General features: G+C 61.5%; 19 protein-coding genes. 10 read left to right on the top strand and 9 right to left on the bottom strand.

Going from position 1 to position 22,315, the window contains the following annotated elements; translation table 11 throughout:
* Positions 1-34: 34 nt before the first annotated feature.
* From HX898_RS29775 to ubiA, 3 genes are all read left to right on the top strand, one after another.
* A complete protein-coding gene (locus HX898_RS29775) occupies positions 35-616 on the top strand; it encodes a histidine phosphatase family protein (protein ID WP_180196503.1) in 582 nt (193 codons plus the stop codon).
* Between the two features lie 125 nt (positions 617-741).
* Positions 742-1,554 carry a MipA/OmpV family protein gene (locus HX898_RS29770; protein WP_138388002.1) on the top strand — a complete coding sequence of 271 codons (813 nt, stop codon included), beginning with the start codon at positions 742-744 and terminating at the stop codon, positions 1,552-1,554.
* 158 nt (positions 1,555-1,712) lie between these two features.
* Positions 1,713-2,672 (top strand): 4-hydroxybenzoate octaprenyltransferase, encoded by a 960-nt coding sequence (ubiA, locus tag HX898_RS29765; protein ID WP_138388001.1) that lies wholly within the window; start codon positions 1,713-1,715, stop codon positions 2,670-2,672.
* 63 nt (positions 2,673-2,735) lie between these two features.
* On the opposite strand, the gene HX898_RS29760 is transcribed toward ubiA, so the two are convergent.
* Positions 2,736-3,713: a pyridoxal-phosphate dependent enzyme gene (locus tag HX898_RS29760; RefSeq protein WP_180196502.1), complete on the bottom strand. Its 978-nt coding sequence runs from the start codon at positions 3,711-3,713 to the stop codon at positions 2,736-2,738.
* Between the two features lie 89 nt (positions 3,714-3,802).
* Between HX898_RS29760 and HX898_RS33585 the strand changes: the two genes are divergently transcribed.
* A complete protein-coding gene (locus tag HX898_RS33585; RefSeq protein WP_075224739.1) occupies positions 3,803-4,264 on the top strand; it encodes an Lrp/AsnC family transcriptional regulator in 462 nt (153 codons plus the stop codon).
* Between the two features lie 161 nt (positions 4,265-4,425).
* On the opposite strand, the gene HX898_RS29750 is transcribed toward HX898_RS33585, so the two are convergent.
* Positions 4,426-4,992, bottom strand: coding sequence for a DUF6101 family protein (locus HX898_RS29750; RefSeq protein WP_018486292.1), 567 nt, complete (start codon positions 4,990-4,992; stop codon positions 4,426-4,428).
* 300 nt (positions 4,993-5,292) lie between these two features.
* Here HX898_RS29750 and HX898_RS29745 point away from each other — a divergent pair, with 300 nt between their 5' ends.
* Positions 5,293-8,622, top strand: a complete 3,330-nt coding sequence (locus HX898_RS29745) for a DUF1217 domain-containing protein (protein ID WP_180196501.1) — start codon at positions 5,293-5,295, stop codon at positions 8,620-8,622.
* Positions 8,623-8,640: 18 nt separating this feature from the next.
* Here the strand turns inward: HX898_RS29745 and HX898_RS29740 are convergent, their stop codons facing one another.
* The 3 genes from HX898_RS29740 to HX898_RS29730 are packed head-to-tail and all read right to left on the bottom strand — an operon-like array spanning position 8,641 to position 11,745.
* The gene (locus HX898_RS29740; protein ID WP_180196500.1) at positions 8,641-10,071 is read right to left on the bottom strand and encodes an FAD-binding oxidoreductase; all 1,431 of its coding nucleotides are present in this window, start codon (positions 10,069-10,071) and stop codon (positions 8,641-8,643) included.
* 32 nt (positions 10,072-10,103) lie between these two features.
* Positions 10,104-11,078, bottom strand: a complete 975-nt coding sequence (locus HX898_RS29735) for an L-threonylcarbamoyladenylate synthase (RefSeq protein WP_180196499.1) — start codon at positions 11,076-11,078, stop codon at positions 10,104-10,106.
* A 58-nt stretch (positions 11,079-11,136) separates the two neighbouring features.
* On the bottom strand, positions 11,137-11,745 hold the full coding sequence (locus HX898_RS29730) for a DUF6656 family protein (protein WP_138328854.1): 609 nt from the start codon (positions 11,743-11,745) through the stop codon (positions 11,137-11,139).
* A 404-nt stretch (positions 11,746-12,149) separates the two neighbouring features.
* Between HX898_RS29730 and HX898_RS29725 the strand changes: the two genes are divergently transcribed.
* The gene (locus tag HX898_RS29725) at positions 12,150-13,394 is read left to right on the top strand and encodes an aromatic ring-hydroxylating dioxygenase subunit alpha (protein ID WP_138328853.1); all 1,245 of its coding nucleotides are present in this window, start codon (positions 12,150-12,152) and stop codon (positions 13,392-13,394) included.
* Positions 13,395-13,540: 146 nt separating this feature from the next.
* On the top strand, positions 13,541-14,020 hold the full coding sequence (locus tag HX898_RS29720; RefSeq protein WP_138328852.1) for a BA14K family protein: 480 nt from the start codon (positions 13,541-13,543) through the stop codon (positions 14,018-14,020).
* Between the two features lie 290 nt (positions 14,021-14,310).
* Here HX898_RS29720 and HX898_RS29715 read toward each other — a convergent pair whose 3' ends face one another.
* A complete protein-coding gene (locus tag HX898_RS29715; RefSeq protein WP_138328851.1) occupies positions 14,311-15,306 on the bottom strand; it encodes a transporter in 996 nt (331 codons plus the stop codon).
* 208 nt (positions 15,307-15,514) lie between these two features.
* Here HX898_RS29715 and HX898_RS29710 point away from each other — a divergent pair, with 208 nt between their 5' ends.
* Positions 15,515-17,293: an acyl-CoA dehydrogenase gene (locus tag HX898_RS29710; protein ID WP_180196498.1), complete on the top strand. Its 1,779-nt coding sequence runs from the start codon at positions 15,515-15,517 to the stop codon at positions 17,291-17,293.
* Positions 17,294-17,302: 9 nt separating this feature from the next.
* On the top strand, positions 17,303-18,058 hold the full coding sequence (locus tag HX898_RS29705; protein ID WP_180196497.1) for a crotonase/enoyl-CoA hydratase family protein: 756 nt from the start codon (positions 17,303-17,305) through the stop codon (positions 18,056-18,058).
* Positions 18,059-18,118: 60 nt separating this feature from the next.
* Here HX898_RS29705 and HX898_RS29700 read toward each other — a convergent pair whose 3' ends face one another.
* The 3 genes from HX898_RS29700 to HX898_RS29690 are packed head-to-tail and all read right to left on the bottom strand — an operon-like array spanning position 18,119 to position 21,125.
* Positions 18,119-19,129: an MBL fold metallo-hydrolase gene (locus HX898_RS29700; protein ID WP_171599125.1), complete on the bottom strand. Its 1,011-nt coding sequence runs from the start codon at positions 19,127-19,129 to the stop codon at positions 18,119-18,121.
* A 2-nt stretch (positions 19,130-19,131) separates the two neighbouring features.
* Positions 19,132-20,382: a class I SAM-dependent RNA methyltransferase gene (locus HX898_RS29695; protein ID WP_171599126.1), complete on the bottom strand. Its 1,251-nt coding sequence runs from the start codon at positions 20,380-20,382 to the stop codon at positions 19,132-19,134.
* On the bottom strand, positions 20,379-21,125 hold the full coding sequence (locus HX898_RS29690; protein WP_171599127.1) for a TlyA family RNA methyltransferase: 747 nt from the start codon (positions 21,123-21,125) through the stop codon (positions 20,379-20,381). The genes HX898_RS29695 and HX898_RS29690 overlap by 4 nt, the downstream gene beginning before the upstream one ends.
* A 132-nt stretch (positions 21,126-21,257) precedes the next feature.
* Between HX898_RS29690 and HX898_RS29685 the strand changes: the two genes are divergently transcribed.
* Positions 21,258-22,253, top strand: coding sequence for a DUF4424 domain-containing protein (locus HX898_RS29685; protein WP_180196496.1), 996 nt, complete (start codon positions 21,258-21,260; stop codon positions 22,251-22,253).
* Positions 22,254-22,315 lie beyond the last annotated feature (62 nt).

Here is a 22,315-nt window from a genome sequence, read left to right as displayed (position 1 = left end):
GCCGAGGGACAGATTCTCATGAAAGGACGTGCCGATGAGCAGTGCGTATCCCGAGATCTACTTGGTCCGCCACGGTGAAACCGAATGGAGCCTGTCCGGGCGCCATACCGGACGCAGCGATATTCCCTTGACGGCGAACGGCGAGGCGGCTGCCCGCAAACTCGCCGACCGGCTGACGGGCCTTACCTTCTCCGCTGTCTGGTCGAGCCCCTCCGAGCGGGCCCGCAAGACCTGTACGCTCGCCGGATTCGGATCGGGCGCGGTGATCAAGGACGATCTCGCCGAATGGGACTACGGCGCTTATGAAGGCCTCACCACCAAGGCGATCCTTGCCGACCGCCCCGGCTGGCAGCTCTTTCGCGACGGCTGCCCGAAGGGCGAATTCGCCGCCGATGTCGGCGATCGCGCCGACGCCATCATCCATGCGCTTCGCCAAACGGCCGGCACCATCCTGATCTTCTCGAGCTCGCATTTCCTGCGTGTGCTGGCCGCCCGCTGGCTTGGCCTCCCGCCGGAAGACGGCTCCCGTTTCGTGCTCGATACGGCCAGCATCAGCGTGCTCGGCTACGAGCATGATCTGACCGAACCGGTCATCCGCCGCTGGAACCAGCGGTAAAAACCAGACGCAGTCCTCTGCCTGATCAATCGCCGCCGTGGTTAACATTGGGGTAACGACATCGGGATAAATGTAGCGAGCGCCGCCCTCCGCGGCTTTGATTTTTCGTTTTCTGGAGTGTGGACGTGTCTCATCGATCAGTCGTATCGATCTCTTTGGCTATTGCCCTTTTATCTGCTGGCTCAGTGGCCGCCCAGGAAAGCGGCCAGCATTTCTGGTCCGGCGACTGGTATCTGAGCGTTGGCGTCGCCGGCTTCTCCGCCCCGAAATTCGAGGGCTCGTCGCACAATGAATTCAAGTTCAGCCCGCTGATCTCGGTCGGCCGCCAGGGTGCTGGCCCGCGTTTTTCCTCGCGCAACGACAATCCGTCCTTCGCCCTCATCGACAAGGGCGCCTTCCGCGCCGGCATCGTCGGCAAGTTCGTGCCGTCGCGCGATGACGGTGACGGCAGCGAGCTGAAGGGCTTGAAGAAGGTCAAATGGGGGGCGGAAGCCGGCGGTTTCGTCGAGGTTTACCCGACCGACTTCCTTCGCGCCCGCGCCGAAGTCCGCCAGGGCATCCGCTCGCATGACGGCATCGTCGCCGATCTCGCGGTCGATGCCTTCACCGATATCGCCCCCGACCTGCAGCTATCAGGCGGCCCGCGCGCGACCTTCGCCACCAGCGGCTATTACGACGCCTATTACGGCGTCAACGCCAAGCAGGCGGCCGCAAGCGGCCTTGATCCCTATAAGCCGTCGTCTGGCATCCAATCCTATGGCGCAGGCGCGGCGCTCACCTGGAAGGCGACGGAAAACCTCTCGGCCAGTTCCTTCCTCGAATATAAGCGGCTGGCGGGTCCCGCCGCCGACAGCAGCCTCGTGCGCGAGCGCGGCTCGAAGAACCAGGTCCTGATCGGCGTCTCGGCGACCTACAAGTTCAATTTTTCCCTGCAGTGATTGACGCGGCTGCGCATCCCTCTCAGATGCGCAGCGCTGTAACACTTTGAATTGCAGCATAATTTCATCCGGGATCGATTCTGATCTAGGGATGATGCAAGTGGCAGTGCAATGATCGCTTCTTGACCGGATCGGCCGCCCGCCGCTAGATGAGCGGCATGCACGATACCGGCGACTTCAACGATCGCGTCTCCGACGCACCTTCCGATAACTGGGTCTACCGGATCCTGCCGTCATGGCTTTGGCCTTATGCGCAGCTGGCGCGCTGGGATCGCCCGATCGGCTGGCAGCTCCTGATGTGGCCGTGCTTCTGGTCGGCGACACTTGCCGCCAATGCGGCGATCGGCGAGGGGCTCTATTCCGGCAGCCTGCTGGTGTCTCACCTGTTCCTTTATTTCATCGGCGCGGTCGCCATGCGCGGCGCCGGTTGCACCTATAACGATCTCGTCGACCACGAGATCGACATGGAAGTGGCGCGCACGCGGTCGCGTCCGCTGCCCTCCGGCCGCGTCACGCGCCGCCGGGCGAAGATCTTCATCGGCTTGCAGACGCTGGTCGGCCTGTTCGTGCTGTTGCAGTTCAACTGGCTCAACGTCTTCCTCGGCGTGCTCTCGCTCGGGATCGTGGCGTTTTATCCCTTTGCCAAACGTTTCACCGACTGGCCGCAATTCTACCTCGGACTTGCCTTTTCCTGGGGCGCGTTGATGGGCTGGGCCGGCATTCTCGGCGGCCTCTCCTTTGCCGCCATCCTGCTCTACGCCGCCTCCGTCGCCTGGACGATCGGTTACGATACGATCTATGCGCATCAGGACAAGGAGGATGACGAGCTGATCGGCGTCCGCTCTACCGCGCGCCTGTTCGGCGACAGGACACGGCAATGGCTGATCGGCCTTTATGGGCTGACGCTGGTGCTGATGTTTATCGCTTTCGCTCTCGCCGGCGCCAATCTCATCGCGTTTCTGGGTCTGCTCGGTGCGGCCGGCATGTTCGCCTGGCAGATCGTCCGGCTCGATATCAACGATGCCGACCAGTGCCTGGCGCTCTTCAAATCGAACAACCGCGTCGGCCTGATCATCTTCTTCGGCCTCTTCGTCTCGCTGCTGTTTGCCATTCCCTGATTGGGACGATGAACCGGGCGCGGGCGCCAGCCCTCGCGCCTGTCCTCAGATAGGAGGATTGGTCTAGCAGCCATTCGTGGCGTCCTTTGCGGCAGATGGAAGCCATGCCTTGATCTGTTGATCCGTGAGGTTGGCACCACACAGCATAGTCGCTACGCGGCAGCCTTTCAGGGCAGATGCCTGCGCAAGAATAGCTGCGAGTCCCGCTGCTCCGGCTGGTTCGACGAGACGCTTCCATGTGTCATGAGCAAACCGCATTGCATCGAAAAGCTGATCGTCATCCACGAGAACGACGTCATCGATCGTGTCTTGAAGCCAGCCGACGGCCGACGGGACGGGAATCCGCACAGCAATTCCATCGGCAATCGTGCGTGCCTCCGGCGTTGAGATCACGTCACCCGCATTGTAGGACAGGGCCATGCAAGGTGCGCCCTTTGCGGCAACTGCGACGACCCTTGTTCGCGGTGATCGTGATTTGAACCAGCACCCTATTCCGGCCGCCAGGGCACCGTTGCCAAGCGGAATGAAAACGGCATCGATATCTTCGACCTCTTCAGTCAGCTCCGCCGCAATCGTTCCTGCCCCTTCGGCAATGGCGGCACTTGCCCCGTCCTCGACGAACTGCAGTTTCCGTTCGGCGGCGTAGATTTTGGCGGCCTCCTTTGCAGCGTCAAAATCTTCCCCGGCGAGAAAGACCTCCGCCCCAAACCTGCGCATGGCTTCGATCTTCAACGGATTGGCGTTGACACTGGCGAACACCACCAGGGATCGCCCATGCCGCGCGGCATTATAAGCAAGCCCCTGGCCGAAATTCCCGGCTGATGCCGTGACCAGAGGAGTTCTGTCGCCAACGAGATCGGCGAGAAAATACCCCGTCCCGCGCCCCTTGAAGCTGCGGATGGGATTTTCCGTTTCGTCCTTGGCGACGAGCGACAGCGCGAGCCTATCGGAACGCAACAGATTGGTGTTCAGGAAAATCGGATCGATTTTTTTGCGTGCATCGTCGATTTTGGCGGCTGAAAGAGGTGTTTGTTTTGTCATGGGCGGATGATAGGAATTTTCGGCGCGGAAAAACCGCGCTCATGATAAATTTATAGCGGAATTTCTGCTTATGGGCTTGGTTATACGCTGTGGATGATATTGATCGAACTATTCTGTCGATGCTGCAGGAGAATGCCGACATTCCCGGCAAGGTCATCGCTGACGCGGTCAATCTCTCTACCTCGGCCGTCGAACGGCGCATCAGCAAACTGAAACAAGATGGGATCATCGAGAAGATCGTGGCGGTGGTCAGTCCGAAAGCCGTTGATCGCACCTTGTCCGTTCTGGTTGAGCTCGAAATTCAGAACGAACATCGACACGCGTTGGAGCAATTCCAACGATGGCTGGACCGTGCGCCTGAAGTTCAGTCATGCTGGTATGTCACCGGCGACATGGACTATGTCCTGCTCGTGGCCGTCCGCAATCTTGAGGAATACAATGCCTTCATTGAGCGGCTTATGGGCGAGCAGCAGGCGCTCGTGCGAAAATACAAGAGCCTGATCGCACTCAAAACGGTCAAGCACGGATTGGGACTTTCCGTCCTTGAATGAGAGGCTTTCTACTGGCTACGCAGTGATCCAGTCAAAACTCATCCCACGGTGCCAATCGAGACAGTTTGCGGCCGAATTCGACAGCGTCGCAAAACGGGCATTCCGTGACAGGTGAGTGCGCAGAATGCCCGGCAATGATGTGTCCGGTGTCGCGATTTCGGTCAGTTGCGGGCGATGATTTCCTTGCCTTCGATCTTCATGGCGACGCCCAGCCGGCCGGTGGTGCGGCGCACGAGGAAGCGCGGACGGCGATTGGCGAAGTAGGAATGGCGGCGGCGCGGCTTGAGGTCGCTGGTGCGCAAGGCACCGATGTGGTCTTCGAGCGGCCGGGCGACGCCGTCGGCCTCGACCATCAGCATCGGAATGCGGAAGGCTTCGGACCAGCTGCGCCAGTCGGCGGCAATGTCGCTGAGATCATGGGCGACGAGCAGCGGAATGCAGAGCTCCGGATCGGTGTGATGGAGTTCGAGAGTGACGGTGACATCGCCGTCGCCATGGTCGATGGCGCGGGCGGCGACGCCCTTGAAAACGCGCTTCGGCAGCGCAATCGAGAGCGGCAGGCCGCTGGAGGGGAGGACCTTGCGCAGGACCGCACCGCGTTCGTCTATGGTAATATTGACGTCATCCGAACAATCGTGGATGGCGTAGCTGACCTGCTGGGGAAAGCGGGACGGATCGAGGCGTAACGTCGTGCCAGCCCAGGCGGGCTTCATAACGGGATTGTTCATTTCATTCTACCCTTGTCTTACCTGAGAGCCGATTTCCGGTCTTCTCCTTGGGACTTTTCGTCCTCTATGGCCGACAATAGGCAGCTGCCCTTCCGTACAGCTTAAAAATTGCGGTTAAGAAAACTTTGCCTCCTCTGATGGTTATCAAAACCGAATCCGGCAGGGTTTCCGGAAGGTGAACGATGTGGTGTCCTGGAATGATGCATCCGGAGGTAAGTCTCAGGTAAGCTTTACATGGCAAAATATGCTCACCAGCATTTCGTCGTTCTTTTAGAGATTTTGCCGAAAAGGGCGCTTTTCATGATCACGGCTTCCCTCGCTTACACGATCCTGTCGCGGGACATGACGTCGAGCCTCAACAAGGTCGCGTCGCAGACGACGGTCAAGAAGGATGCCCAATACTACGCCGACCATATCAACAAGGTCACCAACGTCGACGACTTCCTCGGCGACTACAAGCTCTACAGCTATGCGATGAAGGCCTATGGCCTCGAGGACATGACCTACGCCAAGGCCTTCATGAAGAAGGTGCTGGAAAGCGATCTCACCGATCCCGACAGCTACGCCAACAAGCTCTCCGATACGCGTTACCGCGAATTCGCCGCCGCCTTCAATTTCAATGCGCCGGAGAAGGACGTGCAGACGGATGCGCAGGAGGACGATCTCATCGGCCTCTACAAGCAGTCCTTCGCCGATGCCGAAAAGGCCGCGAGCGCCGAGAGCACCTATTACAGCAACAATATCGATAGCGTGCAGAGCGTCGACGACCTGGTCAACAATACCCGGCTGCGCACCTATGTGCTGAAGACCTTCAAGATCGATCCCACTTATGCGTCGAAGGATTTTCTGCGGCAGGTGCTGACCAGCGATCTCAGCGATCCCACGAGCGTCGTCAATACGCAGGGCGGCGACAAGTACAAGGCGCTTGCCGCCCAGTTCAGCTTCAACGCCGACGGCACCGTCACCGGCACGGCCCAGACCGCCGCGCAGAAGGCCTCGGTCATCGAGTCCTACACGCTGAATTCCCAATCGGTCATCATCGACAATTCGGTCGGCTCCGACGTCTACTATGTCGGCAAGACGGCGGCCGAATACAACAAGGCCTATTACACGGCGAAGATCGGCACGATCACCAATGTCGACGACCTGGTCGCCGACAAGCGCCTGACCTCCTATATCACGACGGCCTACAGCATGGGCGCCGACTTTACCGCTGCAGCGTTGCGCATGGTGCTGACCGACCCCGGCTATGCCCAGCTGATGGGCTTCACCAACGTCTACAATGCTTTCAATTTCAAGGCGGACGGTTCGACGTCGAACACGGCGCGCGTACAGTCTATCGCCCAGGCGAACAGTCTGCAGTCGGCTGCGTCGAACACCGGCAATTATTATACCTTGACCTCGCAATCGAGCAGCATCACCAATGTCGACGACTTGCTCGCCGACAACGTGCTGGCGCGTTACATCAAGGATGCCTATGGTCTCGGTACGAATTTCAGCAATGCCGACCTGAAGAACATCCTGACGGATTCGGCCTATGCCGCGGCTCAGGGCCATGCCGACATCAATGCCGACTTCAATTTCCAGGCGGACGGTTCGATCAACGGTTCGGTGATTCAGACGGAAGCACAGCGCAAGTCGACCACCGACCAGTCGGCGGCGAACGCCGCGCATTTCAACGGCATGATCGGCAATGTCACCGATGTCGATGACATCATGTCGGATGCCGTTGCCGTGAGCTACATCAGAAACAGCATGCAGATCGCAGACAGCGTCTCTGATGCGACCTTGAGGACCATCCTGGTCGATCCCGCGGCTGCCAGCGCCCAGGGCTATAGCGACGTCCACGATCTTTTCAATTTCAAGACGGATGGTTCTGTCGCCACCCTTTACGCCTCGCAAAGCGCCTCGCAAAGCGCGAGCACCACCAGCAAGGCGAATGATGCGGCCGTCTATTATCAGGCGACCATCGCCGGCATCTCGGACGTCGATCAGTTGCTGGCAGACCAGAAACTGAACAATTTCGTCCGCAATGCCTTCGGCATCCCATCGACGGTCAGCGATCTCGATCTCAGGAATATCCTGACTGACCAGAGCGGCACCGGCACTTATGCCGACGTTGCCGCTGCCTTCAACTTCAAGGCGGACGGCACGCTTGAAGATGGTATGCAGGCGCAGACGGCCGCCCAGATCAGCAATACGAAAATTAGTGCGACAGCGCGGACCAACGACTATTCCGCACGCATGGGGGCGATCGCCAATGTCGATGATCTTATTGCCGATGACGGCATCACCAATTTCCTGAAGAGCACTTACAATCTGCCTTTCGATATCTCGAACGCCGACCTGAAGAGCATTCTGACCGATGCGACGGCGGCTGCAGCAGCCGGTCACGCCGATCTCAATGCCGACTTCAACTTCGCCGCCGATGGATCGCTTCCCGTCGTCAGCTCGGTCCAGACGGCCGACCAGGCGCAGACCACCAACGATAACTACGCCGCGCGCTATGACGACGAGCGCGACGAGGCGATCGACGAGGTCGCTGCCAATTACAAGAGCCTGATGGCGGATACCAGCCGCCTGCAGAATTTCTCCGACATCAAGAGCGTCAATGATTTCCTGCGCACCAATTCGGCGGTCGATTTCAGCAAGAGCAACGACAATCTGCCGGATCTCTTCCATGTGGCGCTGCAGGCTTTCGGCCTGACTGACCAGGACGTATCGCGTTCGATGATGCGCAAGATCCTGACCAGCGATGCCTATGATCCGAACGGCTATGTCGCCTCGCTCAAGGATGAACGTATCACCAATCTTGCCCGCGCCTTCAATTTCGGCCCCGACGGCAAGGCGGCATCACCCTTCCAGGCACTGCCCGACGCGACCATGGCCAAATACGCCACCGACTATAGATCGCATATCACCATGCTAATGAAGGACGGTCCGGTGAAGGACAAGGCGGCGAAGGACGCGACGGCTGAAGTCGACTATTTCGCCAAGGGCATGGCGAAGGTGAAGTCGCTTGACGATTTCCTGGATGACAGCCGCCTGACCGATCTGGTGCTGAAGGCGAACAACCTTGACCCCAAGGATTACGACAAGGCGACGCTGAAGAAGATCTTCACGTCCGATCCCGACGACAAGAAGAGCTATCTCAACGCCACCGCCGATGCGCGATTCAAGGACATCGTCGCCGCCTTCAATTTCGACAAGGACGGCAACCTAACCCGCGCCAAGATCGGTACCGTCCAGAACAAGGCGGCCGAGGAGCATACGCAGGAGCTCTACGTTCAGCAGACGATGGAAGCCCAGGAAGGCGAAAGCAATGACGGCGTCCGCCTGGCGCTCTATTTCAGCCGCAAGGCCTCGAGCATCACCTCGATCTATGGGATCCTCGGCGACAAGGCGCTTTATCAGGTCATCACTACCGCCTACAGCCTGCCGTCGCAGATCTCGGGCATGGATGTCGCCAAACAGGCCGATCTGATCAATCGCTTCGTCAAGCTCGAGGATCTCCAGGATCCGAAGAAGGTCGACAAGCTGCTGCGCCGGTTCACCGCGATGTACGACGTCCAGAACGCCACCCAGCAGTCGCCGGCGCTGATGATCCTGACCAACGGCGGTACGCAGTAGGCCTGATGGCGTGCAGCCTTACGGATCGAGGCTGACGACCTTTCCCGGGTTCATGATATTGGCGGGGTCGAAGGCGCGCTTGATGCGGCGCATCAGCTCGATTTCGATCGTTGGGCGGATCGCCGCCAGTTCGTCGCGCTTCAGCTGGCCGATGCCGTGCTCGGCCGAGATCGAGCCGCCATGGGCCAGCACCAGCCCGTGGACGATATGGTTCATCTCGCGCCAGCGGGCGATGAAGGCGGCCTTGTCGGCACCGAGCGGCTGGGAAATATTGTAATGAATATTGCCGTCGCCCATATGGCCGAAGGCGCAGATGCGGGCGCCAGGCATGGCCGCCATCACCGCTTCTTCGGCCTCGGCCATGAAATGCGGGATCTTCGATACCGGCACCGAAACATCGTGCTTGATCGATCCGCCTTCCGGCTTCTGCGCATCCGACATGCTTTCGCGCATGTGCCAGATCGCCTTCTGCTGCGCTACCGATGCAGCGATTGCGGCATCGAGCACCAGCCCAGCCTCGAAGCCCTGTTCCAGCACACCATTCATCATCCGCTCCGCCGTCTCGGCCGAATCCGACGTCGAAATATCGATCAGCACGTACCAGGGATAGGCGGCCTCCAGCGGATCGCGCACGCCGTCGATGTGGCGCGTGGTGATCTCGATGCCGAAACGCGGCATCAGCTCGAAACCGGTGAGCGAGGCGCCGCAGAGGCTGGAGGCGAGGTTGAAGAGGGCAAGGGCATCCGTCACCGAATTCAGGCCGGCGAAGGCCACCTGATGGCCGAGCGGCTGGGGAAAGAGCTTCAGCACCGCGCCGGTGATGATGCCGAGCGTGCCCTCGGCGCCGATGAAGAGATCGCGCAGGTCGTAGCCGGTATTGTCCTTCTTCAGGCGGCGTAAACCGTCCCAGATCTCGCCGGTCGGCAGCACTACTTCGAGGCCGAGGCAGAGCTGGCGCATATTGCCATAGGCAAGCACCGCCGTGCCGCCGGCATTGGTGGAAAGATTGCCGCCGATGCGGCAGGAGCCTTCCGAGCCGAGCGACAGCGGAAACAGCCGCCCATGCGCCTCGGCTGCCTTCTGCGCCTCGGCCAGGATGGCGCCGCCATCGGCCACCAGCACGTTCGCCACCGGATCGACATCACGGATCTTGTTCATGCGCTCGAGCGACAGGATGACATCCGACTTGCCCTGACGCGGCGTCTGGCCACCGACGAGGCCGGTATTGCCGGTCTGCGGCACGATCGCCGTTCCGGTCTCCGTCGCAAGCTTCATGATATCAGAGACTTCCTCGACCGAACCGGGTTTCAAGAGGAGAGGGGAGGAGCCGTGATAGAGCCCGCGGTTTTCGATCAGATGCGGCGCAAGGTCGGCCTCGCTGTGAAGCGCGTATTTTTCGCCGACGATCGCCACGAAGCGGTTGAGATCCTCGTTGGAAATGCTGCTCATCGGGCTCGATTCTCCATCCTGTTCCAGGTCCGTCAGTCGCGGGGCGCGGCTGCTCGCTGCAGCCGGTCGTTGATCGCTTCGCCCAGCCCCTCCTCGGGAATCGGCGAAAAGGCGATGCTCTGGGCGCCGCTGGCATCGGCCCGCTTCATGTAGTCGAAAAGATTGGCGGCGGCCTCTGCAAGGTCGCCGCGCGGGCTGAGATCGAGCACGATCCGCGCACTGCCCGCGCCGGAGATCGCAGCGCTGCCGAAGGCGATCAGCGCTTCGCCGGGTTCGACGGCCGTTGCATTGAGGCGCACGGAAGCACCCGGCGCATAATGCGAGGCGAGCATGCCAGGCGCCTCGATGGCCGCCGATGCCGCCTTCGCCCGCAGCAGCGGTTGGCCTGCAACACGCTCGATCTCGCGCGCCGCCAGTCCACCCGGCCGAAGCAGCCTGAGTTGGCCGCCCTCCGCCTTGACGATCGTCGATTCGACGCCGACAGCACTTGGGCCAGCATCGAGGATCAGCGGGATTTTCGCCCCGAGATCGTCCTCGACATGGGCGGCACTCGTGGCGCTGACCCCGCCTGAGGTATTGGCGCTGGGGGCCGCGAGCGGCCGTCCAAAGGCGCCGATCAAAGCGCCGGCGAAACCCTTCGGCACGCGGATGCCGACGCTGTCGAGCCCGGCAGTCGCCAGCGAATGGATCGGGCTTTCCGGCTTCAGCGGCAGCACGAGGGTCAGCGGGCCGGGCCAGAAGGCTTTGGCGAGCGCCCGCGAGATCGGGTCGAACTCGGCATGCTCTTCGGCCATGGCGAGGTCGGCCATATGGCAGATCAGCGGGTTGAAGCGCGGCCGTCCCTTTGTCTCGTAAATGCGGGCGATGGCCAAAGGATTGGTGGCGTCGGCGGCAAGGCCGTAGACGGTCTCCGTCGGGATGGCGATGGCAAAGCCGCCGGCAAGAGCGGCTGAGGCCGCCTCGAGCGCTGCCTGCCTGTCTGCCGTGATATCGATCGTGCGTGCCATGTCCTGCCCGTGTTCGTCCTGGCAGTCATTAGGCTTTCCGCCGCCCGCGATCAATCGCTTAAAGCTGCCGGATGATTTCGCGCAGCTGTTCGTTGCGGGCGCCGAGCAGCAGGATGTTGCGGATCGCCGCCTGCGGATCGTGGGTGCGAAAGAGCAGGCCGTTGCCGCGTACCGACCGGTCGATGGTCATCTTTTCCGCGGAGTTCTCGCCAGGTTTGATGGCGACGGCGAAATACATGCGGGAATAACCGACATCGATGCGCTCGAAGAAATTATCGTTCTCGCCGATGTCGGAATAGAAATTCGAGATGTAGAAGGCCCAGCTTACCTCTTCGTAATGAGCGAATTTCGTCCGCGCGGCGGTGACGTGGCAATAGCCGAGATGCGGGCTGTCCTCCAGCGTCCGGTGGAAGATCATCTTCGGAAACTGGATCGAGTGGTGAAAGCCGTTGATGTGCTGATGCGTCTTCTCGCCAGCCACCTGCAGCTTGCGGCCGGTCTTCGCGGCGACCTCGTCATGGGTGAAATACCGCTTTTCCTCGGCCAGCCAATGCCGCCGCTCGCGGGGGATGCGGCCGGTGCGGAGGAATTCGGAATGGGCGGCAATCAGCTGCGGCTCTTGCGATCTGCTCGCATCTTTCGCGTCGAAATAACGGAGTCTGGCCATGGTTCGCGTTCTTCGGTCGGTCGGTGATCATCAGGAGGATAGGACCGTATGCTTAAGGCGATGTTAAAAAATGGCCCCTCAGCCGGCCGGCTGAAGGGCAAATGCCGGCAGATGTCGCAAACGCGACTGACATCGATATCAGGCAGCCGACCTCTTTGCGGAGCGGGTCTTTACGCCATGTCGCAATTGACGATAATTGCCCGGAGAGTCGGGCGATGTCATCGACCGGGATCGGCAGCTTCAAGCCGTGCCGCATCCTGTCGTCAATTTCGAAGCCGATGTCGCATTACAACCAAGCGGCAGGCAGGCTCGGTGATTAAATGACGCCATGAGAGAAGGAAGCGGGCGCGCTTCCGCCGGCCTTCTTGCCGGAAGGCGGCAGCCGGGTGCACGAGGACATGAAGATGGATATTCGCAGCAACGTTTTGCGTCAGCTCAAGAGCCGCCGTGAGGGCTTCAGCCTCGAACAGCCGTTCTATATCGACGAGGATTATTTCCAGCTCGACATGGAGATGATCTATTATCGCGACTGGCTGTTCATCGGCCATGATTGCGAGCTGCCGAAGCCGGGCGCTTATTTCACTGTCCAGATCGGCAGCTATCCTGTCGTCATCGTCCGCGGCCGCGACAACGTCATCCGCGCCTTCCACAACAGCTGCCGCCATCGCGGCTCGCGCGTCTGCACCAAGGAGCACGGCTCCTCCGTGCGCCTCGTCTGTCCCTATCATCAGTGGACCTATGATCTCGAAGGCAAGCTCGCCTTCGCCCGCCACATGGGCGATGATTTCGATAAGACTGGCTTCAACCTGAAGCCCGTCCATTGCGAAATCGTCGCTGGCTATGTCTTCATCTGCCTTGCCAATAACGCCCCGGATTTCCAGCCGGTGCGCGACAAGATCGAACCCTATGTCGCGCCGCACCGGATCAGCGAGAGCAAGGTCGCCTTCCAGAGCACGATCATCGAGAAGGGCAACTGGAAGCTTGTCTGGGAAAACAACCGCGAGTGCTATCACTGCGCCGCCAATCACCCCGAACTCTGCCGCACCTATCCCGAGGCTCCGAGTGTCACCGGCACGGATGGCGGCGCCGACGATCCCGAGATCGCCGGCCATTGGGCGCGCTGCGAGGCAGCCGGCCTGCCGAGCAAGTTCCAGATTTCGCCGGACGGTCAGTTCCGCACCGCCCGCATGCCGCTGATCGAGGATGCAGAGAGCTACACCATGTCGGGCAAGAGCGCGGTCAAGCGCGCGCTTTCCGACGATATCTCGATCAGCCATATCGGCACCATGCTGCTCTTCCATTACCCGACGACGTGGAACCACCTTCTCGGCGACCACGCCATCTCCTTCCGAGTGCTGCCACTCAGCGCCAATGAGACGGCGGTGACGACCAAGTGGCTCGTCCACAAGGATGCCGTCGAAGGTGTGGATTACAATCTCGAGGAACTGACCCACGTCTGGACCGAGACCAACGATCAGGATCGCCGCATCGTCGAGGAAAACGCCTTCGGCATTCGCTCGCCCGCCTATGAGCCCGGCCCCTATTCCGCCTTGCACGAGGGCGGCGTCATGCAGTTCCTCGAATGGTATTCGAACTTCATGGTCAACCGTCTGCAGGGCGACCAGGCGAAAATCTCCGCCGTTGCCTGATAGCGCTTTGCCGCACCGGTTAATCTCCGGTTCAGTTCAACTGATCTAAAAGGGAGAGCAGGCCGGCCCCGGCCGCTTTCGGAACCATTCGGGCGCGAAGACGTTGCTGGGCAGGCGGTGATCGCTGTTGAATGGGAGTTGAAGCAATGATCGGTTTGAGAAACAAGATTGCGACCGCAGTTCTGGCTGCCGCCGTGGTGCTGACGGGCTTCGTGCCGTCCCAGGCAATCCAGATGCCCACCGCCCCGCAGGTGGAAAAATCCTCCGACGTCGAGAGCGTCCAGTACCGCCGCTATTATCGCCCCGGTTACCGTCCCGGCTACCGGCCTGGCTATCGTCCCGGCGCCTATTACCGGCCCGGTTATTACGGCGGCTATCGCGGCTATTCCTATCAGCGTCCGGGCTATCGCCGCTATAACGGCTATTGGTATCCGCTCGCCGCCTTCGGCGCCGGCGCGGTCATCGGCGGCGCTATCGTCGCGCAGCCGCGTTACGTCGCGCCCGCTCCCCGCATGGGTTCGAGCCACGTCGCCTGGTGCGCAAACCGCTACCGGTCCTATCGCGCCTACGACAACACGTTCCAACCCTATAACGGCCCGCGCCAGCAGTGCTATTCGCCGTATTGATAAGTCGTAGGAAGCGCGTTGCGCTTCCAATCGCTAAGTGTCAACGCAGCGTGATGCCATAGGCGCAGCGCCGTTCCATTCGTTGCGTCGGCGGCGAGTTCGGCCGGAACGTAACCCCACCTTCCGTCATCCTCGGCCTTGAGCCGAGGATCCATGCCCTCGGCTGATGGAGGCCAACATGGATCCTCGGGTCGGGCCCGAGGATGACGGAGGGTGGGGTGAGCTTCTGGAGCAAGTACCGCGACGGGTGGGGAATGCGCCTCTCCGACAGTCATGTCGAACCTTCACCCTCAAAGAATATCCACCCGCCTCAATAGCCACCAGGCAAAGGCAATGGAGCCGACGATGAGGACGACGGCGTATTCGGTGCCGTAGTCGCCGACGGCGAAGGGCAGGTTTGCCGTGTTCATGCCGAAGAAGCCGGTCACCAGCGTCGGCGGCAGCAGGAAGGCCGTCATGATCGACAGCAGATAGAGGTGGCGGTTGGTTTCGGAGGATTGTTTCGAATCGATTTCTTCATGCAGCAGGCGTGCCCGGTCCTGCAGCGCGTAGATATCGTGGTCGACCGTTTCCAGCCGGCTCGTCAGCCGCCGCGCCACGTCGTCGAAGCCGAAGGGCATCTCGTCGTCGTCGGCCGCCGCCGCCCGGCGCATCAGCGCCAACACGGTGCGCAGGTGCCGATGCAGCCTGACCACCGTGCGCCGGACCGGCGCCAGGCGCCGGCGCTCGTCGCGCTGCGCACTGTCGTAGACGATATCCTCGATCTGGTTCAGCTCTTCGGTGAGTTCGATGACGATCGCGATCAGCGTGCGCTGGAACTCGATCACCAGCAGTTCGAAGAGATCGACCGGCCGGGAGAATTTGCCCGGGTTTTTCTCGATCAGCGCCCGCGCCCGTTCGACGCTGCGCAGCGGCTGCAGCCTCGTGGTGATGAGGAAGCGGTCGGACATGGCGAAATGCAGCCAGCCGAGATTGTTGGTATCCTGGGCAAAATCGCGCTGGCAATCGACGAGCGTGCCATAGAGCATCTGCTCGTCGACGGTGATGGCCGCATGCGTATCACGCGTCGTCAGCGCCGATTTCGCGTCCTCCGTCAGCCCGTCCAGCGTATCGAGCAAGGCCGGCACGCGGGCGTCGACAAGGTTGAGGTGCAGCCAGTAGAAACAGTTGTCGGCGGTCAGTTCCGCCACCGTCGCACTATTGTTCAGTCGCACCGCCGTCTTTTCACCCGGCGAGAAGCGATAGGCCCAGACGAAACCGGGTATGTTGACGGGCAATGTATCCATTGTTCGCCGGTCCTTTGCGAAGGCGATGTCTTCCCTTAGAGATTGTTCATGACGTCCATTTGTCCAAAGGTGCAAGAGCAAAGCGCCATGTCCGGCGATTTATCGCATGCCGGCCAAGGAAATCGAAATTGACGTTTACGTAAAAATCAATTAGCCCTTGCCTCGGAGGGGCTTGCCCAAGTGCAGGCCGGTCTGCGGAGGAAAAACCATGTACAAGGCGCCCATCGAGGAAATCGCGTTCACGCTGAAGCATGTAGCGGGCATGGGCGAGGCGATTTCAAAAGGGCTGCTCGGCGATCTCGGCGAAGATCTGGTCGATGCGATCCTCGCTGAGGCGGGACGTTTTGCCACAGAAGAAGTGGCGCCGCTTGCCGAAATCGGCGATCGCCAGGGCGCCCGGCTGATCGATGGCGAGGTCAGGCTGCCGGATGGCTGGCGCGACCTCTATCGCCATTGGATCGCCGGCGGCTGGAATGGCCTGACGGCCCCCGAGGCCTTCGGCGGCCAGGCCCTACCGCATATGCTGAATGTCGCGGCACTGGAAATGTGGAATTCCGGTTCCATGGCCTTCGCGCTCGCCCCGACCCTGACGATGGGCGCCATCGAGGCGGTCAGCGCCCATGGTAGTGCTGCGCTGAAAGACACATATCTGGAGAAGATGGTCTCCGGCGAATGGACCGGCACCATGAACCTGACGGAGCCGCATGCCGGCTCCGATCTCGGTGTGCTGAAAGCCCGCGCCGAGCGCCGCGATGACGGCAGCTACCGCCTGTTCGGCCAGAAGATCTTCATCACCTGGGGCGAACATGACGCCGCCGACAACATCATCCATCTGGTGCTGGCCCGTCTGCCGGATGCGCCGGCCGGCACACGCGGCATCTCGCTCTTCCTGGTGCCGAAATTCCTGGTGAACGACGATGGCTCGCTTGGGCCCCGCAACGATCTGTTCTGCCATTCGCTGGAGCACAAGCTCGGCATCCATGGTTCGCCGACCTGCACGATGATCTACGGCGACGGAAAATTCGGTGGTGAAAAGGGCGCCGTGGGATGGCTGGTCGGCGAGGAGAACAAGGGACTGGCCTGCATGTTCACGATGATGAACAATGCCCGCCTTGCCGTCGGCATGCAGGGCGTGGCGATCGCGGAAGCCGCCACCCAGAAGGCGCTCGCCTATGCCAGGGAACGCACGCAGGGCAGGGCGCCGGGCGCAAGCGGCGCCGGTATGAGCCCGATCGTCGAACATCCCGATGTCGCCCGCATGCTCCTCACCATGAAGGCGCTGACTCAAGGCGCGCGCGCCATCTCCTATGCCTGCGCCCATGCGATCGACATGTCGCACCGGGCAGGGGAGACCAGTCGCCACTGGCAGGAGCGCGCCGCTTTGCTGACGCCGATTGCCAAATCCTTTTCGACCGATGCCGGCGTCGACGTCGCCTCGCTCGGCATTCAGGTGCATGGCGGCATGGGTTTCATCGAGGAGACGGGTGCGGCGCGTTATCTTCGCGATGCCCGCATCGCCCCGATCTACGAGGGCACCAACGGCATCCAGGCGATCGACCTCGTCACCCGCAAACTGCCGCTCTCCGGCGGCGATCAGGTGAAAGGTTTCATCGCCGAGCTCAGAGAGATCGCCGACGACGTCCGCCGCTCCAATCTTAATGGTTTCGGCGAGACCGCTGTGAGGCTCGACGCTGGTATCGCCGATCTCGAGCAGGCGACCGCCTGGCTGATAAAGACGCTTGCCGATGACAAGACCGCCGAAGCGCTCTCCGGTGCCACCCCCTATCAGCGCCTGTTCGGGCTGGTGCTCACCGGCTGTTATCTTGCCAAGGGCGGTCTCGCCGAGAGTGCCGATGGTGTGGCCGAAAACCGCATCGCGCTCTGCCGCTTCACCGCCGAGAACCTGCTCGCCGAGACCGCAGCCCTGCGCGACCGGGTCGTCAATGGTGCGGCAAGCCTTGCCGCCGCCCGTATCCTGCTTGCCTGAGGAGACCTTATGACCGATCACATCATCGTCGAGCAGCCTTCCGCCCATCCCGGCGTCCAGTCTATCCGCTTCAATCGGCCGGAGAAGAAGAACGCCATCACCCGCGCCATGTATCGCACCATGGCCGATGCGCTGAATGCGGCCAACACAAATCCCGGCATCCGCGCCACCGCTTTGCTCGGCACCGAAGGCTGCTTCTCGGCCGGCAACGACCTGAACGATTTTCTGGCTGCCGCAATGGGCGGCCGCGGCCTGGAGCAGGAGATCCTCGATTTCCTCTATGCGCTGGTGAATGCCGAAAAACCCGTTGTCTCCGGCGTCGACGGTCTGGCGGTCGGCATCGGCACGACGATCCATCTCCATTGCGACCTGACCATCGCCTCTAGCCGCAGCCAGTTCCGCACACCCTTCGTCGATCTGGCGCTGGTCCCGGAGGCCGGCTCCAGCCTCGTCGCGCCGCGCCTGATGGGGCATCAGCGCGCCTTCGCCCTGCTGGCGGCCGGCGAAGCATTCTCGGCCGAGGAAGCGAGGGAAGCCGGTCTGGTCTGGAAGGTCGTCGAGCCAGGCGAGGTCGATTCACTGACGCTTGGCGTCGCGGCAAAGCTCGCGGCCAAGCCGCCGGAAGCGCTACGCATCGCCCGCGACCTCATTCGCGGCGATCGTGGCGAGATCATCGCCCGCATCGACGAGGAGGCCCGCTATTTCTCCGCGCGGCTGAAAAGTGCCGAGGCGCGGGCGGCCTTCGAAGCCTTCATGCGTCGCTGAGCGCCGCCTGGCATCGCTTCGCGGCGATCGACACCAACACCGGGAGCAAACGGATAGCGATTAGACAGCTGGCACATTAAATACCTCGCCGGCCCTGAGCGGCCGGAACCGTTCCGGGGGAATATCATGCTCGCTCATTGCGTCTTGCAACGCTCTTGCCGGCGCGTCGACCGCTTCATTTGTCAGTTGGAACGTGGCGAAGTGATGCCCGGCCACATAGGCCGCATTTGCCAACTTCATCCCGATCACCGCTTCCTGTGGATTCTGGTGCTGCCCTTTCATGAACCAGCGCGGCTCATAGGCGCCGAAGGGTAAAATGGCCAAGCGAAAGCCGCCATGCTTCTGCTGTGCCGCTTTGTAATTGATGCCGTTGTGAAAGCCCGTATCTCCGACGTGATAAATTTTTCCGGCTGGAGTCGACAAAACGAACGACGCCCAGAGCGCCATCCGGCGATCGGCGGTTCCGCGGGCGGACCAATGGTGTGCAGGCTCCGCATCAATGCTTATTCCGGCGTGCGAAATGTGCTGGCCCCAGTCCATCGATGTCGTCTGTATATCGGGCACGGCACGGCGAATGATCGTGTCATTGCCGAGTGGCGTCACGACACGCGGCCGATGCTTCGCACCCAACCGCCTGAGCGTTGCGATATCGAGATGATCATAATGATTGTGCGACACCAGCACGAGATCAATCGGGGGCAAATCATCGAACGCGATACCCGGTGGGACGACGCGCCTGGGTCCGGCAAAAGCGAGGGGACTCGCGCGCTCTGACCATACCGGGTCGGTGAGGATATTGAGCCCAGCGACCTGCACGAGCATTGTTGCATGACCAACCATGGTCACCCTCAGATCCTCGCCGTCGACGCATGGATCCGGCTTGGCCGCCGGGTATGGACTTGGGACCGACTGAGGCCAGCGCTCACGGCCACCGCCGAATTGCCACCGCAGCAGATCGCGGAAGCCAAGGGGCTCAATACCTTCGGGATTGAAGAAATGTGTGCCGTCGAAGTGATCGGACACTGGGCCGTTATAGTATGGGTTGCGTCTTTTCGTCTTTCCGACAGGCACGCCTATTTCTCCAGCGTCGCCACCACCTCGACATGCGAGGTCCAGAGGAACTGGTCGATCGGCGTCACTTGCGTGATCCGGTAGCCGCCCTCGACGAGGATCGCGAGATCCCGCGCCAGCGTCAGCGGATTGCAGCTAACGGCCACGATCTTCTTCACACCTGAGCGGGCAAGCTCCTGGCACTGGAACTCGGCACCGGCGCGCGGCGGATCGAAGACGACGACGTCATAGGGCTTGAACTCCTGCGTCATCAGCGGGCGGCGGAAGAGATCGCGCTTTTCGACGGTGACCGGTTTCAGCCCCTGTGTGTTGCGGGCGGCATGATCGAGAGCTGCGAGCGCCTTTGCTTCGGCTTCGACGGCGTGCACGCGGCCGATCCGCGCCAGCCGCAGCGAAAACGTGCCGGAGCCGGCAAAGAGATCGGCGATCCGCTTCGACTTGCCGGCATGAGCCGTGACCAGCTCCGCCATCGCCTCTTCCGCCGGCTTCGTCGCCTGGGTAAAGCCGCCCGGCGGTGGTGAAACCTGGACGCCGCCGAATTCGACCATCGGCTTAGACGGCTCGACGAGGATTTCGCCGTTCAGCGAAACACGGGCGATGCCGCGCAGGCTGAGCGCGGTCTCGATTGCCTTGCGCCGCTGCGGGTCGGAGAGTTTCTTCACGTCGTCGACGGAGATGTCGAGGCCGGAAAGCGTTTCGAGGACGGCGACGCGGAAGGGTTCGGCGCTGGTCGCCAGCGAAGCAGCAATCGCCCTGATCGCCGGCAGCCGGGCAATGATCCCTGCCGACGAGATCGGACATTCCTCGATGGCGACGATATGGTGGCTTTCGGCCTGGTTGAAACCGATCAGCATGTCCTTCTCGGTCTTGCGTGCCGCAAAGACGACACGCCGGCGTTCGCCCGGCCGGGCCGGAACGATCTCGCCGACCTCCGGCGTCAGCCCCTTGGATTTCAGCGCGTCGATGACCAGCTGGCGCTTGAAGGCGCGGTAGGGCGCATCTGCCATATGCTGCAGCGTGCAGCCGCCGCAGGTGCCGTTGACGCCATCCGGGCCGAAATGCCGGCAGGGCGGCTCCTGCCGGTCGGGCGAGGGTGTCGTGATCGACATGATCGTGCCCTGGCTCTTGACGCGGGCAATCGCCACGGTTTCGCCGGGCAGGGAAAAGGGCACATAGACAGGCCCGCCGGCGCTGCTGGCGATGCCGTCGCCCTGGGCGCCGAGCTTCTCGATCGTGACGGTTTCGGTGCTCACGGCTTCAATCCTGCCAGAAGGAATTCCTGATTGCCGTCGCCGCCGGAAATCGGGGAGGGGATGAGGCCAAGGCTTTTCCAGCCCATGTCCTCGACGAACCAGCGCGCCAGTTCTGCAGCAACGGCGGGAGCAGACGAGGGGTCCTTCAGCATCCCGCCCTTGCCGATCGCATCGCGCCCGGCCTCGAACTGCGGCTTGACCAGCAGCACGGCGACAGCGCCGGGTTCGGCGATCTCAAGGGCCGGCGCGAGCGCCAGCTTCAGCGTGATGAAGGAGACGTCGGAAACGATGAAGGTGGCGGGATGGTCGATATCGTCTGCCGTCAGGTTACGGGCGTTGAGGCCCTCCCTGTTGGTCACCCGCGGATCGCCTGATATGCGCGGATGCATCTGCCCATGGCCGACATCGATCGCAGTGACATGCGCGGCACCGCGCTGCAGCAGCACCTCGGTGAAGCCGCCGGTGGAAGCGCCGACATCAAGACAGTGATGGCCGGCGGGATCGAGCCGGAAATGCTCAAGTGCTGCGGCAAGCTTCAGCGCGGCGCGCGAGACATAGTCTTGCGCCGGATCGTCGATCTCGATTTCCGCGTCTGCGCCAAACAGCGCGCCGGCCTTCGTGACCACCTGGCCGCCGATCCTGACGGTGCCGCGCTGCACGGCGTCGCGGGCGCGTGAACGGCTGGCAAAGAGGCCGAGGGAGACGAGAAGCTGGTCGAGGCGTTGGGTGTTTTGATCTGACATCGGCTGTGCATGACCGGCAAAGCCGCCGGTTGCAAGCATTTTGTTCCCAAGACCGTCATTGACCCTCAAAAGCTTTCGGCGATAATCCTGCCGCGGCGATCGCGGGGCGTGCCGCAGACACGGGGGTGTTCTATGCTGAAGCTCTTCACTCTGATTGTCGCGGCAGTGATCGCGTCGCCCGCGCTCGCGAACGACACTATGGCCGAGGTCAAGACCGGCGGGCTGATCTTTGCCCAATCCGACGATGTCAGCATGGCGGAAGAGGATCTTTTCATCTCCGCTTCGGAAGTGCGTGTCGACTACGTCTTCGAGAACAGCTCCGACAAGGATGTCGAAAGCCTGGTCGCCTTTCCGATGCCTGACATATCAGGCCAGGTCGACAACAATTCCGCCATCTCCGATTATGACAGCGATAATTTCCTGCATTTCTCCACCGTGCAGGATGGAAGGCCGATCACCGCCAAGCTGCAGCAGCGCGTCGTCTCGCTCGGCATCGACGTGACCGACGAGTTCGCCAAGCAGGGCATTCCCGTCTTGCCCTACAGCCAGAAGACGACTGAGGCGCTCGCCAAACTTCCCGAAACCGTCCGCAAGGACTGGATCGCCCGCGGCCTCGTCTATCCCATGGGCGCCGGCGATGCCAAGGTCGATCTCGTGCCGCTCTGGACGCTGCGCTCGACCTATTGGTGGCGCACCACCTTCCCGGCGAAGAAAAAGGTCAGCGTCGAGCATCGTTACAAGCCGGCCGTCGGAGGCACCGTCGCCATCAGCTTTCTCGAAGGTGGTGAGCCGAAGGGTGAGCGCTTCGAGGAATATTCCCGCAAATACTGCCTCGACGGAGATTTCGTCAGGGTTGCCCAGCAGCGTGCGCGGGAAGCCGAGGCCGGAGGCGCCAACTATACCGAAAGCTGGATCTCCTATGTGCTGTCGACCGGCGCCAACTGGGCGGGACCGATCAAGCGCTTCCAGCTGACGATCGACAAGGGCAAGCCCGGCAGCCTCATCAGCTTCTGCGGCAGCAATGTTCAGAAGATCGGTCCTACGACCTTCCGGATGACGGCCGAGGATTTCGATCCTGCGAAGGATTTCGACATCCTGATCCTCAATCCTCCAGAAACGGCACAATAATCCTCAGGCTTGGCCGCTGTTGCGCCGCACAAATTTAAACAAATTTAAAGCCTGGCCGGATA

It is taken from the genome of Rhizobium sp. WYCCWR 11128, from assembly GCF_013416305.1.
In the GTDB taxonomy this organism is placed as follows: domain Bacteria; phylum Pseudomonadota; class Alphaproteobacteria; order Rhizobiales; family Rhizobiaceae; genus Rhizobium; species Rhizobium indicum.
The sequence above is the reverse complement of the archived record's forward strand: the minus strand, read 5'-3'. Positions and strand labels throughout refer to the sequence as shown.